Origin of the sequence: Wolbachia endosymbiont of Drosophila seguyi, assembly GCF_028981765.1 — a bacterium.
Taxonomy (GTDB): Bacteria; Pseudomonadota; Alphaproteobacteria; order Rickettsiales; family Anaplasmataceae; genus Wolbachia; species Wolbachia pipientis.
In genome coordinates this window covers 1-16,424 of the sequence record NZ_JAPQLM010000118.1, presented here as the reverse complement: position 1 = coordinate 16,424, position 16,424 = coordinate 1, and the positions used below count along the sequence as shown (strand labels likewise).

Annotated in this window: 19 protein-coding genes and 2 pseudogenes; 20 read left to right on the top strand and 1 reads right to left on the bottom strand. The window is 36.6% G+C overall.

What is annotated here, in order from left to right:
- Positions 1-65: 65 nt before the first annotated feature.
- The 10 genes and pseudogenes from OZD62_RS02750 to OZD62_RS02705 form a co-directional block, all read left to right on the top strand.
- Positions 66-1,043: pseudogene (locus OZD62_RS02750) on the top strand (ankyrin repeat domain-containing protein); the annotation flags it as partial.
- Positions 1,040-2,863 (top strand): annotated as a pseudogene (locus OZD62_RS02745) (phage terminase large subunit family protein). The pseudogenes OZD62_RS02750 and OZD62_RS02745, both read left to right, overlap by 4 nt.
- A 3-nt stretch (positions 2,864-2,866) precedes the next feature.
- Positions 2,867-3,100 carry a gpW family head-tail joining protein gene (locus OZD62_RS02740; RefSeq protein WP_010962704.1) on the top strand — a complete coding sequence of 78 codons (234 nt, stop codon included), beginning with the start codon at positions 2,867-2,869 and terminating at the stop codon, positions 3,098-3,100.
- A gap of 40 nt (positions 3,101-3,140) precedes the next feature.
- The gene (locus OZD62_RS02735; protein WP_275019379.1) at positions 3,141-3,401 is read left to right on the top strand and encodes a hypothetical protein; all 261 of its coding nucleotides are present in this window, start codon (positions 3,141-3,143) and stop codon (positions 3,399-3,401) included.
- Positions 3,392-3,673: a type II toxin-antitoxin system RelE family toxin gene (locus OZD62_RS02730; RefSeq protein ID WP_010962706.1), complete on the top strand. Its 282-nt coding sequence runs from the start codon at positions 3,392-3,394 to the stop codon at positions 3,671-3,673. The genes OZD62_RS02735 and OZD62_RS02730 overlap by 10 nt, the downstream gene beginning before the upstream one ends.
- Positions 3,674-3,775: 102 nt before the next feature.
- Positions 3,776-5,194 (top strand): phage portal protein, encoded by a 1,419-nt coding sequence (locus OZD62_RS02725; RefSeq protein ID WP_275019382.1) that lies wholly within the window; start codon positions 3,776-3,778, stop codon positions 5,192-5,194.
- Complete coding sequence (locus OZD62_RS02720) at positions 5,191-6,252, top strand: S49 family peptidase (protein WP_006280203.1); 1,062 nt, start codon at positions 5,191-5,193, stop codon at positions 6,250-6,252. The genes OZD62_RS02725 and OZD62_RS02720 overlap by 4 nt, the downstream gene beginning before the upstream one ends.
- A 74-nt stretch (positions 6,253-6,326) precedes the next feature.
- The gene (locus OZD62_RS02715; RefSeq protein ID WP_010082142.1) at positions 6,327-6,698 is read left to right on the top strand and encodes a head decoration protein; all 372 of its coding nucleotides are present in this window, start codon (positions 6,327-6,329) and stop codon (positions 6,696-6,698) included.
- A 37-nt stretch (positions 6,699-6,735) separates the two neighbouring features.
- Positions 6,736-7,740 (top strand): major capsid protein, encoded by a 1,005-nt coding sequence (locus tag OZD62_RS02710; RefSeq protein ID WP_275019381.1) that lies wholly within the window; start codon positions 6,736-6,738, stop codon positions 7,738-7,740.
- Positions 7,741-7,837: 97 nt separating this feature from the next.
- Positions 7,838-8,098 carry a head-tail joining protein gene (locus OZD62_RS02705; protein WP_275019377.1) on the top strand — a complete coding sequence of 87 codons (261 nt, stop codon included), beginning with the start codon at positions 7,838-7,840 and terminating at the stop codon, positions 8,096-8,098.
- A 185-nt stretch (positions 8,099-8,283) separates the two neighbouring features.
- Here OZD62_RS02705 and OZD62_RS02700 read toward each other — a convergent pair whose 3' ends face one another.
- Positions 8,284-9,306 (bottom strand): IS110 family RNA-guided transposase, encoded by a 1,023-nt coding sequence (locus OZD62_RS02700; RefSeq protein ID WP_275019375.1) that lies wholly within the window; start codon positions 9,304-9,306, stop codon positions 8,284-8,286.
- A 180-nt stretch (positions 9,307-9,486) separates the two neighbouring features.
- Between OZD62_RS02700 and OZD62_RS06245 the strand changes: the two genes are divergently transcribed.
- From OZD62_RS06245 to ltrA, 10 genes are all read left to right on the top strand, one after another.
- Positions 9,487-9,630 carry a head-tail joining protein gene (locus OZD62_RS06245; RefSeq protein WP_010962478.1) on the top strand — a complete coding sequence of 48 codons (144 nt, stop codon included), beginning with the start codon at positions 9,487-9,489 and terminating at the stop codon, positions 9,628-9,630.
- Positions 9,631-10,128 (top strand): phage tail protein, encoded by a 498-nt coding sequence (locus OZD62_RS02695; protein ID WP_010962479.1) that lies wholly within the window; start codon positions 9,631-9,633, stop codon positions 10,126-10,128.
- A gap of 6 nt (positions 10,129-10,134) precedes the next feature.
- Entirely contained in the window at positions 10,135-10,608 is a 474-nt protein-coding gene (locus OZD62_RS02690; RefSeq protein WP_275019374.1) for a hypothetical protein, read from the top strand.
- A complete protein-coding gene (locus OZD62_RS02685) occupies positions 10,595-11,059 on the top strand; it encodes a phage baseplate assembly protein V (RefSeq protein WP_015588920.1) in 465 nt (154 codons plus the stop codon). The genes OZD62_RS02690 and OZD62_RS02685 overlap by 14 nt, the downstream gene beginning before the upstream one ends.
- Positions 11,060-11,061: 2 nt before the next feature.
- Positions 11,062-11,316 carry a PAAR domain-containing protein gene (locus OZD62_RS02680; RefSeq protein ID WP_010082109.1) on the top strand — a complete coding sequence of 85 codons (255 nt, stop codon included), beginning with the start codon at positions 11,062-11,064 and terminating at the stop codon, positions 11,314-11,316.
- Positions 11,313-11,648, top strand: a complete 336-nt coding sequence (locus OZD62_RS02675) for a GPW/gp25 family protein (protein WP_015588922.1) — start codon at positions 11,313-11,315, stop codon at positions 11,646-11,648. Before OZD62_RS02680 ends, OZD62_RS02675 begins: the two co-directional genes overlap by 4 nt.
- A gap of 2 nt (positions 11,649-11,650) precedes the next feature.
- The gene (locus OZD62_RS02670) at positions 11,651-12,460 is read left to right on the top strand and encodes a baseplate assembly protein (protein WP_010962482.1); all 810 of its coding nucleotides are present in this window, start codon (positions 11,651-11,653) and stop codon (positions 12,458-12,460) included.
- Entirely contained in the window at positions 12,460-13,620 is a 1,161-nt protein-coding gene (locus OZD62_RS02665) for a phage tail protein (protein WP_015588924.1), read from the top strand. Before OZD62_RS02670 ends, OZD62_RS02665 begins: the two co-directional genes overlap by 1 nt.
- Before the next feature lie 173 nt (positions 13,621-13,793).
- A complete protein-coding gene (locus OZD62_RS02660; protein WP_275019372.1) occupies positions 13,794-14,192 on the top strand; it encodes an ankyrin repeat domain-containing protein in 399 nt (132 codons plus the stop codon).
- A gap of 442 nt (positions 14,193-14,634) precedes the next feature.
- Positions 14,635-16,329: a group II intron reverse transcriptase/maturase gene (gene ltrA, locus OZD62_RS02655; protein ID WP_274979042.1), complete on the top strand. Its 1,695-nt coding sequence runs from the start codon at positions 14,635-14,637 to the stop codon at positions 16,327-16,329.
- Positions 16,330-16,424: the final 95 nt, after the last annotated feature.

Here is a 16,424-nt window from a genome sequence, read left to right as displayed (position 1 = left end):
CTAGCTATGAGTAGGGTTATGTTAAAGAGGGAATATGCTTGAATTTACTAGTTTCCGGACAACCTCTAAAATTACTTTCAAATCTTGGTGCGAATGTTAATGTAGTTGGCAGCGGCAGAAATGCAATGAAATTATCTTCTTTGCACGTAGCTATAAGTAGTAGTAATTACGACGAAAGGGACTTATGTTTAGATATTGTAAGATGCTTAATAAATGTTCCTAATGCTGGGGTTAACTTACAAGATTATGAAAATAAAACGCCACTACATTATGCTGAAAGGCTGAAAACAATAGAAGTTTTACTAACGCGAGAAGATATAGATCCTTTAATTAAGGATGATAATGGCAAGACACCATTTTGTTATGCAAAAGAAGCAAATAGATTAGATATAGTAAAGATTTTAGCAAGTAATAGATACGGAGCTGATAAAAACAGTTTGCTTCATTTAGCTGCCAGAAAAGGATATGAAGACCTAATAGACGGTATTCTTGGTGAAGGAGTTGAAATAGATGCTGTAGATGAGAGTGGAAAAACGGGAATTTATGTTGCTGTAAAGCATGGTCACTTTAACGTAGTAAAGTTGTTGCTAAAGAGAGGAGCAGATGCCACGGATGTTTTTCAGTATGCAATAATAACGAACAACGCAAAATTAATAAAATTACTGAGCAAAGAGAAGGAAATAGTGTTATTTGGAAGACAGAAGAACTTTCCAACATTTCATTTATTGAGCAATAAATATTTTGAAGAAAGGAAAATAGCAGACAAAAAAATAAAGAAATATATCAATATCGTCTGTGTTTCTATAACAGTATGTGCAATAGTGATAGTGGGAATTTACCCTAACATTATAGCTGCGGTAATGGTGGGAATAGTTGCGCTCATAGCTGCAATAGCAATGAGTAATTTAACTCAGAAGTACATAGAAGAAGCACTTGAAAAGAAAATGTTTATTGAACTCGAAAGTGAGAAAACAAGTGAGTGCAGTTCTATTTTAAGTGATGTTGAGGTATCATCTAATGATGGTGAAGAGCTAGCGATATGATATATGCTACATCTTTTTCTGAAGGTTTAAAGCCAGATCCACTACTTAAAGTGTCAGAGTGGGCGAATGAGTATCGAGTTTTAGCGCCAACTGCAGCATCAGAGCCAGGTAAATGGAGAACAGAAAGAACTCCTTATTTAAAAGAAATCATGGATTCACTTTCTCCGTCCTCACCAGCAGAAAAAGTAGTATTCATGAAAGGAGCGCAGATTGGAGGAACAGAAGCTGGTAACAATTGGATAGGCTATATTATAGATCAGACTCCTGGTCCAATGTTAGTTGTGCAGCCAACAGTTGAAATGGGAAAGCGTTGGTCAAAAGGAAGATTTGCGCCGTTAATAGAGAGTACGCCATGTTTAAAGAGTAAAGTAAAAGACCCAAGGTCAAGAGACTCAGGCAATACTGTACAAAGTAAGGAATTTCCAGGTGGAATAGTAGTAATAACCGGAGCAAATAGCAGTGTAGCACTGAGATCTATGCCAGTAAAATATCTCTTTCTTGATGAAATAGACGCCTATCCAGGAGATTCAGGTGGTGAAGGAGATCCAGTGCTGCTCAGTATTGCTCGAACTAATACATTTGCACGGCGAAAGATTTTTTTAGTATCAACACCAACGATTCATGGAATAAGCAGAATTGAGAAAGAATTTGAAGCAACAGATAAGCAGTACTTTTTTGTACCATGTCCGTATTGTAATTACTATCAAGTTCTAAAATGGTCACAAATTAAATGGGAAAACAACGACTCAAGAACAGCACATTATGTCTGCACTGAATGTAGCGGCAAAATAGAAAATCATCAAAAGACAGAGATGCTTGAGCGTGGAGAATGGAGACCTACTAATAGAGTAAAAGGTGAGAAAAAAGGATTTCATCTTTCAAGTCTTTATAGTCCAGTAGGCTGGTATAGCTGGACTCAAGCAGTAGAAGATTTTCTTCATGCAAAAGAAAGTGAACAATTACTAAAAGTATGGATAAATACTACGCTTGGAGAAACCTGGGTAGACAAAGGAGAAGTACCAGATTGGAAGCAATTATTTAACAGGAGAGAATTTTTTCCCGTAGGCACAGTACCTAGGAGAGAAGTGGTGCTTACTGCAGGAGTAGATGTCCAAAAAGATCGTTTAGAAGTAGAAGTTGTAGCATGGGGAAAAAGCCGCGAAAGTTGGTCAATAGAATACCGAGTATTTGAAGGTGATACTGGAAGAGGAGAAGTATGGGGAAAACTCTCTGAGCTCTTAAATCATCATTTTATCGGTGAAAATGGTCTTGAATACATGATAAGTATGATGGCGGTTGATGCTGGGTATGCGACACAAGAAGTATACAATTGGGTAAGAGGTCATTAAGGCTCTGGAAGAGTAATGGCAGTGAAAGGTGTAAATAAAGCTCTAGTACCACTTAGCAGCCCAAGTAGAGTAGATATAACAGTTGGTGGTCAAAAGCTAAAAAGAGGAATAAAGCTCTGGCCAGTGGGAGTATCGATTTTAAAGTCAGAACTTTTTCAATTACTTAATGTTTTAAAGGACGGTGAAGAAGCTCCAGCAGGATACTGTCATTTTCCCGAGTATGCACCTGAATATTTTAAGCAGCTAACGGCAGAGCAATTAGTCAGCAAAGTAGTAAAAGGTTATACCAAACAAGAGTGGCAAAAGGTAAGAGAAAGAAATGAAGTATTAGACTGTAGGATTTATGCAAGAGCAGCATCTATTGCGCTTGGAATCGATCGTTGGCCAGAGAGTAAATGGAATAGTTTAAGTGAAAAACCAGAAAGTAAAAAATCAAAGAAAATAGTGAAAAGCAAATGGATCAGCGAGTAGTAAATGTATAACGAAGATTATCTAATTCAAGTCGAAGAAGCGATAAAGAAACTACAAAACGGAGAGCGAGTAGTATCAATTGCATATGGTGACCATGTTGTAAGATATGCTGAAGTAGATATAAATGATTTACTAAGCTTAAGACAACGTATTAAGGCTGAATTGAAAATTGCAGGTATGAAGCCAAAGAGAAAAATTGTTTTTTCAACAAATAAAGGGGTTGACAAAATTATGTAAAAATGTTATAGTTTAGAGTTGATGTCTTACAGTGAATAATATGGATCAAAGTCAAGGAAGGCTTAATGTTAATGTAAATTTTGAGGGGGAATTTGCTCAGTATCTTACAGAAATGGCAAAAGTTCAAAATAGAACTATTGAAGAAATTGTAAAAGATCTAGTAGAAGAAGAACTTGAGGTAAGTAGACTATCTGAAGGTGACGAAATGGATGAAGGAGAAATAGCTCTACTTGAACTTGCTGCTAAACGTAATGTTCCTGGAGCAAAAATAATTAGACATGAAGATATCAAGTGGGAATAATTTACCAAATTGGTTATTTAGAAGGTGTAGATACCGAAGATCTTCCTTCTCTTCCGAAAACAATACGGTTAAGGGTGCAAAAAGCTATAGAAAAACGTCTCACAATTATTCCTGATAAAGTAGGTGAGGCTTTATCGCATAAATGGGTAGGCTACTTTAGGTTGCGTGTTGGCGATTATCGAGTCATATACTTAATAGATAACTCAGAGCACATGGTCAAAATTGCAGCAATAGGACATCGAAAAGAAATTTATAAACGTAGTCCAGAGTAATGACTCTCTACATACAATCTGTTGACCAAATTCTCTAGCAACTTGCTATAATTTTTCAATGTCAAATTGTGCAACAACTTGTTGCATAATCAAAGAGGCAAAATGTTATTAAAATCATTCAAACAACTATTTAACAAACCAAAGATAAAAAGCTCAGCCTGGGATGCTGCAGGCTCAGGAAGAAGATTTTTTCACTTTCAACCAGAGTTAGGAAGTATAAACAATTTGCTGTCTCAAAACCTTGAAACTTTACGTAGTAGATCACGTGATATGGTGAGAAAAAATCCATATGCAGCAAATATTATTGATACAATAGTAAGTAACTCTATTGGAACAGGAATAAAACCGCAATCAAAAGCAAGGGATGGGGAATTTCGAAAGAGGGTGCAAGAATTATGGCTAAGATGGACAGATGAAGCAGACAGTAACGGAGTAAGTGATTTTTATGGATTACAAGCTCTAGTATGCAGAAGTATGATAGAGGGAGGAGAATGTTTTGTACGTTTAAGAACGAGAAAGCTGGAAGATAGATTTTCTGTGCCATTACAACTGCAAGTACTTGAGTCTGAACATTTAGATAATAAAACAAATCAAACTTTAGGAAATGGTAATGTAATAAGAAACGGGATTGAGTTTAACAAGCTTGGGCAAAGAGAAGCATATTACCTATTTAAAGAACACCCTGGTGAAGGCTCATTTGGTGAATTAGTGAGAGTGCCAGCAAATGATGTTTTACATATTTATAGACCATTAAGACCTGGGCAAATTAGAGGAGAGCCATGGCTTTCGAGTATACTGCTAAAGCTCTATGAACTTGATCAATATGATGATGCAGAATTAGTGAGAAAAAAGACAGCAGCGATGTTTGCAGGGTTTATTACAAGGCTCGATCCTGAAGCAAATATTTTAGGAGAAGGTGAAAGTAATGAGCAAGGAGTAGCACTATCAGGTTTAGAGCCAGGAACAATGCAGCTTTTAGACCCAGGAGAAGACATAAAATTTTCAGAGCCATCTGATGTAGGAGGAAGTTATGAAGCATTCATGAGACAGCAGCTGAGGGCAATAGCAATAGGCACAGGGATAACATATGAGCAACTAACAGGAGATTTAACGGGCGTTAATTATTCATCCATTCGAGCAGGATTAATAGAGTTTCGTCGTAGATGTGCTATGCTGCAACACAACATTATGGTATTTCAATTTTGCAGACCAGTATGGAGTAGATGGCTAGAATTAGCAGTACTCTGTGGAGAACTGAGTATAGATAAAAAAGTAGCAAAAGCAGCGAAAGAAGAAGTAAAATGGATACCACAGGGATTTGATTGGGTGGATCCTTTAAAAGACCAGCAAGCACAACAAATGGCAGTAAGAAATGGATTTAAGAGTCGATCAGAAGTGGTTTCAGAGCTAGGTTATGATGTAGAAGAAATAGACCAAGAAATTGCAGAAGATCAAAGACGTGCTAGTTCCTTGGGTTTAAGTTTTGATTCCGACGTTACTACTAATCAAGAGATAATATGAAAAACCAAGCGATATGGCTAAACAGATGTGTAATGGTAGAACCAAGGAGTTTTGAATTACTGTCACTACAAACAGGAAAGCAGCCTATCTTTAAAAATATAAAACATGCGGTAAGAAATAGTGAAAGAGGAATAATACCAATACATGGAATCCTGACGAAAAAGTCAGAAGTTTTTGATGATGTATTGGGGATGACATCGTATGAGAAGATAAGTGAAGAGATAGAAGAAGCTTTAATAGATAAAGAAGTAGAAACAATAATTTTGGACATAGACAGCCCCGGAGGAGAAGTAAACGGTTTATTCGACCTTTCCGACTTTATTTACCAAGCAAGGAGAAAAAAGAGGATTGTGGCAATAGCAAATGATGATGCGTATTCTGCGGCGTATGCAATTGCATCAAGTGCTGAAAAAGTATTGGTAACTAGAACTTCAGGAGTTGGAAGCATAGGAGTAATAGCAAGTCATATAGATCAAAGTGGGTTTGATGAAAAACAGGGAATAAAATATACGACAGTATTTGCAGGAAGTAGAAAAAATGATTTAAATCCACATGAGCCAATAACTTCTGAGAGTTTAGAAAGCCTAAAAAGCGAAGTGAATCGTTTATATGGAATGCTGGTTGAGCTAATAGCACGCAATAGAAACCTTTCTGTAGAGGCAATAAAATCAACAGAAGCAGGGCTATATTTTGGCGAGAAAGCAGTAGAAATAGGTCTTGCAGATGGAATTACAATTCTTTCAGAGTTTAAATCTATTAATAAAAAAGGGGATATTACTATGAATGAAAAAACTACAAATGACCTAGAAACTGACAATTTAACTAAGTATCGTACTGAAGTTCTTGAATTAATACGTTTATGTAACTTATCACGAATGCCAGAAAAGATAGGAGAATTTATTGAGCAAAGCGTAAGTGTTGAGCAAGCCAGGGAAGTTTTAATGGAGTTACTTGCAGAGCGAACGAAGAAGACAGAAATACTAAGTGCAATACCACAGAATTCAGGAGAAGAGTTGATGATGCAGGTAGCGAAAAGTCGTGCGCAATCAAACATTTAAAGTATGTGTATAACCGCCGTGTATAACAACCACAAATATGGCGGTAAAAAAATAAAAAAAGGAGAGAAAAAGACATGATAAGTATAACTGAAGGAAATAATTTAGGCGATCTTCTGAAATATGAAGTGTCCAACCTATATTCAAGAGATCAAATAACAGTAGCCAAGGGACAAAATCTAAAGCTGGGAAAAGTAGTTGGTTATGATACTAAAGATGGTTTTATTAAAGCTTTAAATCCAACTGCCACAGATGGGACACAAACGGCTATAGGAGTGATAGCAAGCGATGTAAACGCAAAGGAAAATAGTAAAGGAGTAATTATTGCTCGTGGTGCAATACTAGCAGATCATGCAGTTGTATGGCCAGCAAATATCATTGAAGAGCAGAAAACTGCAGCAATAAAGCACCTTGAAGGACGAGGGATCATTATCCGCAAGGGAGCTTAAAAAAACTATTAAAAATACAAAAGGGGGAAAAGAAAAAATGCAAAATCCATTTACAAATACAGCATTTAGCATGACGGCACTAACAAATGCGATAAATATATTGCCGATAAATTATGGACGAGTTGAAAATTTAAATTTGTTTCCAAGTAGGTCAGTAAGATTTAGACATATTACTATAGAGGAGCAAAATGTAGTATTAAGTTTACTACCAACGCAGTTACCAGGAGCACCAGCAACAGTAGGAAAACGTGGAAAACGAAAAATAAGAACTTTTACCATTCCACATATACCACATGATGACGTAGTGTTGCCTGAGGAAGTACAGGGAATAAGGGCATTTGGGTCAGAAAGTGAACTGAAAGCATTGGCAGATGTAATAACTGATCATTTGCAGCTAATGAGAAATAAACACGCAATAACGTTAGAACATTTGCGAATGGGAGCGCTGAAGGGAATCATTCTTGATGCTGATGGGTCGGAGTTATTAAACCTTTACAACGAATTTGAAATTACACCAAAAGTAGTAAATTTTGCATTGGGGACTGCGACAACCGATGTAAAGCGTAAGTGTCTGGAAGTATTGCGCCATGTTGAGGACAATTTAAGTGGTGAATATATGACGGGGATTCATGCACTGGTAAGTCCAGAGTTTTTTGATGCACTAATTTCGCATAGTAAAGTGAAAGAGGCATATGAAAGATGGCAAGAAGGAGCAGCGCTGAGGAATGATATGAGATCAGGATTTACGTTCTGTGGAATAACATTTGAAGAGTATAGAGGGCAAGCAACCGACCCTGAAGGAACCGTAAGAAGATTTATAGAAAGAGAAAGTGGAAACTGTTTTCCACTAGGAACAGCGAGCACATTTACAACGTATTTTGCACCAGCAGACTTTAATGAGACAGTAAATACTCTTGGACAGCCACTTTACGCGAAACAAGAGCCAAGAAGATTTGATAGAGGGACCGATTTACATACTCAGTCAAATTCTCTGCCAATGTGCCATAGACCGGGAGTATTAGCAAAAGTCGTTGTAACATAACAACACAGGTAGAGCAACTATAAAGTGGTGAGGCAGAAGAATGCTTTACCTGTGTGCCCCTTCTTAGCGTGTAAAGGTTAGTATATAGCAGAAAAATATGCAAGAAAATATTAAGAGATTATTGCAAGATTGTTTTGCCCATTTAGGAAAAGTAGCTTTGTATGAATCAAAGGATAAGTCATATATGGTACAAGTACTAAAGCAACAGCCAGATAAATTATACGAGATTGGTGAAGGACAATTTGTAGGAGAAATTTTATTGTTGGAAGTAAGTGTGTTTGATGTATTAAAGCCAATGGTAGATACCGTCTTGCAAGTCAACAAAAAAATTACAAAAATTGTTCAAGCTGTATCATAAAATTAAAAAATACTTCCAATTCACATTTTGTGTAACGGTACACAGATTATAGTTAGTGAATATGTTGATAAGTAAATTTCCGCTTTTTTGTACGTATAAAATTAATTTACTTATCAACATATTCACTAACCAGTTACAAAATTTGTGTAAGATACTATTTTACATAATTGGAGCGTTTTTTGATTTTAAAGCACTAAACTTTCAGCCAAACTCCTAGCTCTGTAGTTTTTGATATGATCTGGATCAAAAGCCTTCTTTGACCTTAAAACACCAAAAACAATATGGAGTAACTTACGCATTGCAGCTCCCACAATGGCCATGTTATGCTTGCCTTTCTCTTTTAACCTTTTGCAAAAAGTCATAATAGTAGGATTATGATTCTTAGCTACTATGGCAGGAAAGTACATTGCCTTACATAATGTTCGTGAACCGGATTTACTTAATCTGGGCTTGGCATGTACAGACGTACCTGACGTTATATTTCGTGGTATAGCTCCAGCATATGCTGCCAATTGCCTGGCATCCTTGAAAGCTTTTATGTTAGGAACTTCAGCCAAAATAGCTACTGCTGATTCTTCTCCTATTCCTGGAATGGTCAATAGAAGTTGAAAATTTTCCAACAATTCTTTGTGTTTATTTAATAGTTCACGTAAGGAGTTTTTTATTCTTTCTATTTTTTGTTTTATGTTCATTGCAAGGTCTTCCCAAGCATTTGCAACTTCTTTAGGCAGTCTCTCTTTTTTTTCTAAGTGGTTATTTACTAATGTCAATTCATCTTTTAACGCAGCCGAGCAACGATAAAGATGCTTTAATTTCTTTAACTCAGGAGAAGGTGGTGCCCAACGAATAGGTTCCTGTCTTTGGCAATAATCGGCAATTATCTCTGCATCAGTCTGATCATTCTTTTGTCGTATAAGCTTACTTTTTGCATAAAATCTTATACAAGCTGGATTAACAACACTCACAAAATGTCCAGTATTGTGTAGAAATTCAGCTAAGGCTTCACTATAACAACCAGTAGCTTCCATGCAGGCTTTTACTTGTTCTACATTATGCTTTTGTAGAAAGCTCAGTAAACCTTGAAACCCATGATCATTATTCTTGAAACTCCTTTTCTTGGTTTCACGTTTTCCTTTGTTGCTTATGAATGAAAGAGAAACATCAAAGCGATCTTTTGATATGTCTATACCCAAAAAGTTGTTGATCATATATAACTCCATACGTTACTATTAAAATGAAAAGTAAGGCTAACCTTGTGGATACAGAATTATAACCATTTAGGTCTTTCTACGATACCGTTCAGCCTATACTTTTGAGAAGGGAACTCTTGTCTAACACATAGATTTTATATCTAAGGAGATATTCAAAGTTCTTCCCTTCTCCACCTAATGCTTAAGCTTAAAACATCAGATGCTTTTGACAAGATACAAGGAGATATCTTTATTATTGATAAGCGTAAGTACAAAGTATATTCACCACCACTTAGGGACAATTCGGGAATGCTATGGAAAATTCAAGCGTCAGGGGTGTAGATGCGTATTAACATCGAAGTCACCGGTAGTATTATACAAAGTATAGATGCTGAAAGGAAAAAAGTGGAAAAAGCAACGGTGAGGGCACTAAACAAAACAGCACTATGGGTAAGGTCACAAACTGTCAAACAAGTTAGCGAAGAAAAACAAATACCAAAAAAAGCAATGAGAAAAAAGTTAAGTGTGGATAAAGCAAATAGAAAGCGCTTATGGTCAGTAGTAAAGCTCAGTTCGCAGTGGATAGGAGTAGCAAAACTTGGGAGTATAAAACAGACAAAGATAGGAGCAAAAGTAGGAAGCCGTACGTATGAAGGAGCATTTATAGCAACAATGAAAAATGGTCATATAGGAATCTTCAGACGAAGGTATACCACGTCTTTGCCAATAGATGAAATTAAAATAAATACCCATGCTCGGGAAACAATGAAAGAGTTAGTCTCTAATGAAGTAGAGAGAGTATTTGAGAAGTATTTTGACCATGAACTTAATTTTATTTAAGAGCGTATGTTTTGGAGAGATCTACATCAGAAGATTTGTAAAACGCTAAAAGAAGAAATCCCAGCAATACAAACGTGCGAAGTGTATCCAGCAATACGTAGGGAAATAATAGCGCCAGCAGCATTTGTAGAGCTTGCAAGTTTAGAACCAGGGAAAGATCCGGGGACTGAGGAATTAGCGTTGAGGGCAAGATTTGAGGTAAGAGTGGTAGTTGATGGAACAGTTGAGGATTTTCAGGTAGTGGTAAGGTCACTGGCAACGGAAATTGCAAGGGTAGTGAATAAGAATACTTGGGACGTGGAAAATGTTTCAGCAGGTGAATTTATATCAGCAGGAGGGGATGATTTTAAACCAGAGTTGGATGCATATTTGGTGTGGTTGGTCGAATGGGTTCACGAGCTACATACAGGTCAATTAATGTGGTTAGAAACTGGTATCATACCACATACAATAAGTGTTGGCGAAAATGTTAGAGCATAATTTTGCAATTTCAGAGCTGAATAGGAAGTTAGCGAACATTATTCGTATAGGTCTAGTGAAAGAAGTAGATTATGAAAAAGCAAGAGTGCGGGTAAAAATAGGGGAATTTTTAACGGATTGGCTTCCGTGGGTAACGGCAAGAGCAGGAGAAGATAGAAGTTGGTTTGCGCCGAATATTGATGAGCAAGTAATAGTATTATCGCCATATGGAGAGTTGTCATTAGGGGTAGTATTACCAGCAATATATCAGGAGAAATATCCCCCTCCGGAGAATAAAAAGGAAATAAATAGTGTAAAATTTCAAGATGGGACAAAGTTATCATATGAGCAAGAAAAGCACCATCTTAAGATAGATGTAGTGGATAAAATAACGTTGAAAGTAGGAGAATCAAGTATGAAGATTACCAAGAGAGGCATAAAACTCAAAGCAAAGAGAATCGACCTTAATTAAGTATGGCTAAAGCTGTGGTTTGTATAGGGGATTATTGCAGTGGAATACCAGCACATGTTTGTATGAGTGGAAGCAGCGATGTTTTTGTAAACGGTAGATCTGTGTGTCGAAAAGGAGATATCTTAACTCTAGGGGAGAAACTAACTCAGGGATCAAATAGCGTATTTGTTAATGATATTGGCATAACAAGAACAGGTGACTTGGTATCGTGTGGTTTTCATGTGATGGGTGATAGCAAAAATGTATTTGCAGAATGAGAGGCATGAATGCTAGCACGGGAAAGGAATTGGAAGGATTAAACCATCTAAAGCAATCGATAGTTGACATACTGACCACGCCGATAGGATCACGTGTTATGCGAAGGGATTATGGGTCAAGACTACTTGAATTAGTAGATAAGCCAATTAATAGGGATTTAACTTTGGAAATCTATGCAGCAGTAGCAGAAGCTCTACAAAAGTTGGAGCAAAGATTTAAGTTAGAAAAAGTAAAAATTACAGAAGTGAAAGAAGGAAAGGTCAATATTTCATTAGATGGTATTTATCTACCAAATGGGAAAAATATTCATTTTGATGGGATTATGGTATAGAGATGGAGCAGCCAAATATTATCGAACCACTGAACTTTGAAGAGATTTTTTCCCGGATGAAAGAAGAATTAGTAAGTCGTGATGAAAGTTTTACGGCATTAGTAGAAAGTGACCCAGCAATAAAGATTTTAGAGGTAGCAGCATGGCGAGAACTTTTGCTGAGAGAAAGAATAAACGAAGCGGCAAGGAGCAACTTACTGAAGTTTGCAAGGGGGGAAGAACTTGATAATTTAGCTGAGTTTTATGGAGCAGAGAGGCAAGATGGAGAAGAAGATGAACGATTTAGAAAAAGAATCAAGGCAAAAATAAAAGGCTGGTCAACTGGAGGAAGTAAAGAACATTATCGATATCATGCACTCTCAGCAGATAGAAGAGTAAAGGATGCGCTGGTTGAATCAAAAGTGCCAGGGAGTGTAGAGATCTCGATTTTATCCACGGAGTTATCCACAAATGGCATAGCATCTGAAGAACTACTTGATATTGTAAGAAAGCGAGTCACCAGGGATGATATAAGGGTATTGACAGATACGATAACAGTAGTTGGTTGCAATATTATTGAAATAGATATCCACAGCAAAATTAGCATTAAAAGACCGGATATTATTGAAACGGTGAAGAAGAAATTTATCGAAAAATTTGAAGCAACGAAAAGATTGGGATGGAAGGTGACAAAATCATGGATCATAGCAAATCTATTTGTAGAAGGGGTAGAAAACGTGGAATTAATAGAGCCAAGAAAAGATGTTGTGGTACTAGGGAATGAGTGCGTTTGTTTAGGCAAGCTAGAAATCGAATTAATGGGCAAAAGCTAATGTTACTTCCACCTAATAGCACAAAAGAAGAAAGAGCCATAGTAGAGGCTATCGATTACAAAGTTGATCCAAGCAGGATAAAAGGATTTAAGTTTAATTCTAAAGATGAAATACTACCGTGGATAATAGAAGAATATGGATTGGGGGAAATTCTGCGTTGGGTAAAAGACAAAGGAAAGGCGATAAGAGAAGGAATAAAATTTCAAAGACTGCGTGGCACACCTGCCTCACTGAAAATAGCATTAAAGTGGGCAAATATAGAAGATATTACGATCATTGAAGAGCCACCCGGTAAACACTTTTTTGAGTTGCAGGTAGGGATAAGAGATGTTCCGAACGACTTCTTCGTGGATGCAGTAGTAGAACTAGCAAAACTATCATTGCCAGCAAGATCGAGGCTAATGAGGCTTTTCAATGACCACTATAATATTGGAAGATTTATTTTAGATGAAAGCTTTTTTGGCAGCTTATTATCAGACTACTCTGGTACAAAGATCGAAAAAGATGGACCAGTGTTATCATTTGGGAGAGTAAATTTTTTCAGGTCTAGTGGTCCAGTTGTTAGGATTATAGAGAACTATCTACGCAATCATTATGAACAAGCTTTGAGCAATGATATATATCGTCTAGATGTAGCAATACTTGGAGAAACCGAGCCTCATACTAAGAACTATAACGGTATTTATGAAAGGAATCATGTGTGGTATAACTTCAAAGCGCTATATCCGCTACCACAGAGCTTATTACCGGCAATTAAGTTTGCTAAGGCACAAATAGTATTATCAGATAGCTGGAACTTAGGGGAAATAAACGCATGTTTTCCGGTTACTAGTATAGAAGAGGAAGGGGATAAATTTTTATTGGGAAGTAGCAAACTATCTGAACAACTGTGGAATTTAAAATATAAACCAGTTTTAGAAAGGTTTAGCGTTACTCACCACTACAAGGTAGAAGATTTTACCAACCAGAAAGTTATAAGATTTGGTTTAGCAGAACACAATGTTCATTTTGAAAGCGATTTAGATTCAGAGCAAAAGGATTCAATACATGAGTTAGAAAGGTACATTTTAGTGTTTTACCCAGGTGTACTAACATGGCACGAACATCGACATTTGAACAGAAGTTGGGAAGAAAAACAGGTCGTATGTTTAATGAGTTAAATACATATACTTATATCTTCATACACTACATTAATATTCGGTAAAAATGTGTGTTTTTTGAAAAAAAGAAGTTGCTTTTCCATGCCAAAACAGCTATAAATTAGGTAGGTGTAGGTAAACAAAAAAGATTTACCAAACGCTAGAAGTTAGGAAGTTTTATAGTGAGGTACATCATGTGGATTAGTCAAGAAGAAAGGGATGATTTTAATGAATTATTTCAAGAGTTGCTTGCAGGCAAATTGTCTAAAAAGCATATAAATAGAAAAAATGAAAACGGTGAAACAATGTTGCACCGAGCAGCAAAAATGTCGACGAGAAAAAAAGTAAACTGGCTGATATGGGAAGGAGCAGATGTAGATGCAAGAGATAACGAAGGTTATACACCACTGCACTCAGCAGCGCTTGGAATGCGTCTGGAAAACGTAAAAGAATTAATAGAAGCCAGAGCAGATATAAACGCAACCGAAGAAGATGGAAATACGGCACTACATCTAGCGTGTATGGTGGGGTGCGACACGAAAGTCGTGATTTTGTGGTGGTTAAATTCCATCTTCCCTAAACATCAGGGATAAAGTATGTCTCACATTTTAGAAAGTGGCAACTTCTGGGATGCAAGCATGAGACAAAAGCAGGTAATACTAAACCTTATGGTAAATCCCTGCGAACAGAGTTGGATAAGGTTACGAAAGGAACTTATGTTTGAATTGTCGTCAACATGAATATGCGAAATAAGGTTGATACGCATAGACCAAAATGGTAGAAGCGCAAAGAGGAATCAAGATCCTACCACTTGATTATGGATGTTCTCAGCTTCCGGCAAAAAAGTAAGAACCTAAGTCCAACATGAAACAAAATCATGGAACGGAGTAACCGCATAGATGCTCTTATATTTATTTAGATATAAGCAGGTAGCCAACCGTAAGCTTCTATGTGGAAGGATTGTTTAAGAAGCTAACGCCCAAAGTAATATTTGGGATATGCAGACGTAAACACTGTAATTTGGAAGGTAAAGTTATGAGTAGTAGTGAATATGTTATGAGCCAACAAAATGTTAGGTATGAATGGAATGAAATTTCTTGGCGTAAGCTGGAGAAATCTTCATTTAAGCTACAAAAACGAATTTACCAAGCTTCTAAATGTAATGATGTCAAAAAGATGCATAATCTTCAGAGATTATTACTCAAATCAACAAGTGCAAGAATGCTCGCAGTTAGAAGAGTAACACAGGACAATAGAGGGAAAAAGACTGCAGGTATTGATGGGAAAGCCAATCTCGACCAAAAAGAAAGAATGCAATTAGCAAATTCTATGGATTTAAGAGGAAGAGCAAAACCATCAAGACGAGTCTGGATACCAAAACCTGGCAAGCCATTGGAGCGTCGTCCCCTTGGTATTCCCACTATATCGTGTCGAGCAAAACAAACACTTGTAAAAATGGCGTTGGAACCTGAATGGGAAGCAAAATTTGAGCCGAACACTTATGGTTTTAGACCTGGTAGATCTTGTCACGATGCTATGAAGGCCATATTCAATGCACTAAGTCAGAAAACAGCATATTGTTTAGATGCTGATATTTCAGGATGTTTCGATAATATTAAACACTATGCATTGCTTGAAAAACTCAATACCACACCAACATTAAGAAAAACAATAAAAGGATGGTTGAGAGCAGGAGTAATAGAAAATAGAATCTTCCAGCCAACTAAGAGTGGTACAATTCAAGGAGGAACTATCTCTCCATTATTGGCTTGTATAGCATTACACGGTATGGAACAATATATTAAAGAAGCATTAAAAAGTGAACTTTTTCTATATAGAAGAAGAAAGTATGGTACAGCATCGCAGCAACGGGCACAACAAGCTCTTAGTATAATTTTTTATGCTGATGATTTTGTTGTTATACATGAGAGTGAGGAGATCCTTATTAAGGCAAAGGTACTAATCGAAGAATGGTTAAAAATCATTGGACTAGAACTAAAACCTTCAAAAACAAGGATTTCCCATACTTTAGAAGGGGATAAACCAGGATTTGATTTTCTTGGATTTTCAATAAGACACTACCTAACAAGAAATAATAAGAAAGGTTACAAGTTATTAATCAAACCAAGTCGTGAATCTATAAAACAGCATAATTTCATTATCAAACATAAGATTAGAAAATTGAGGGGAGCAACACAAGAAATAGTAATTAAAGTACTTAATCCAATTATTAGAGGATGGAGTCAATATTACTCTTGTGTAGTTTCAAGTGAAACATTTAATCTTATCGACAGTGTAATGTTCAGAAAACTTTGGAAGTGGGCGTTATATAAACACCCAAACAAAGGAAAATGCTGGATCAAAAGAAAGTACTTCAAGAAGTATGGTAATGATAATTGGCGATTTATGACAAGTAACGAAGTGAATCTTATAAGACACGGAGATCATGTTATTAAGCGACATATCAAAGTGAAAGGAACCAAATCTCCATACGATGGTGATTGGGTTTACTGGGGGAATCGTCTTAATAGAATACTAGATAAATCACCGAGAGTAATAAAGCTGTTGAAGTTACAACAAGGCAAATGTGATCAATGTCAACTTTGGTTCAAGAGTGATGATATTCTAGAAATACACCATAAAGACCAAAATAGGAAAAATAATATGATCAAAAATTTATTATTATTACATGGACATTGTCACGATATTTTACACAGGAAGTGTGCATGACAAGCACCAAATTGCAGAGGAGCCGTATGACGGTAACCTGTCACGTACGGTTCTGCAGTCGAGTGGGGAGAGGTGACTTTCTCCACTTAGATAAC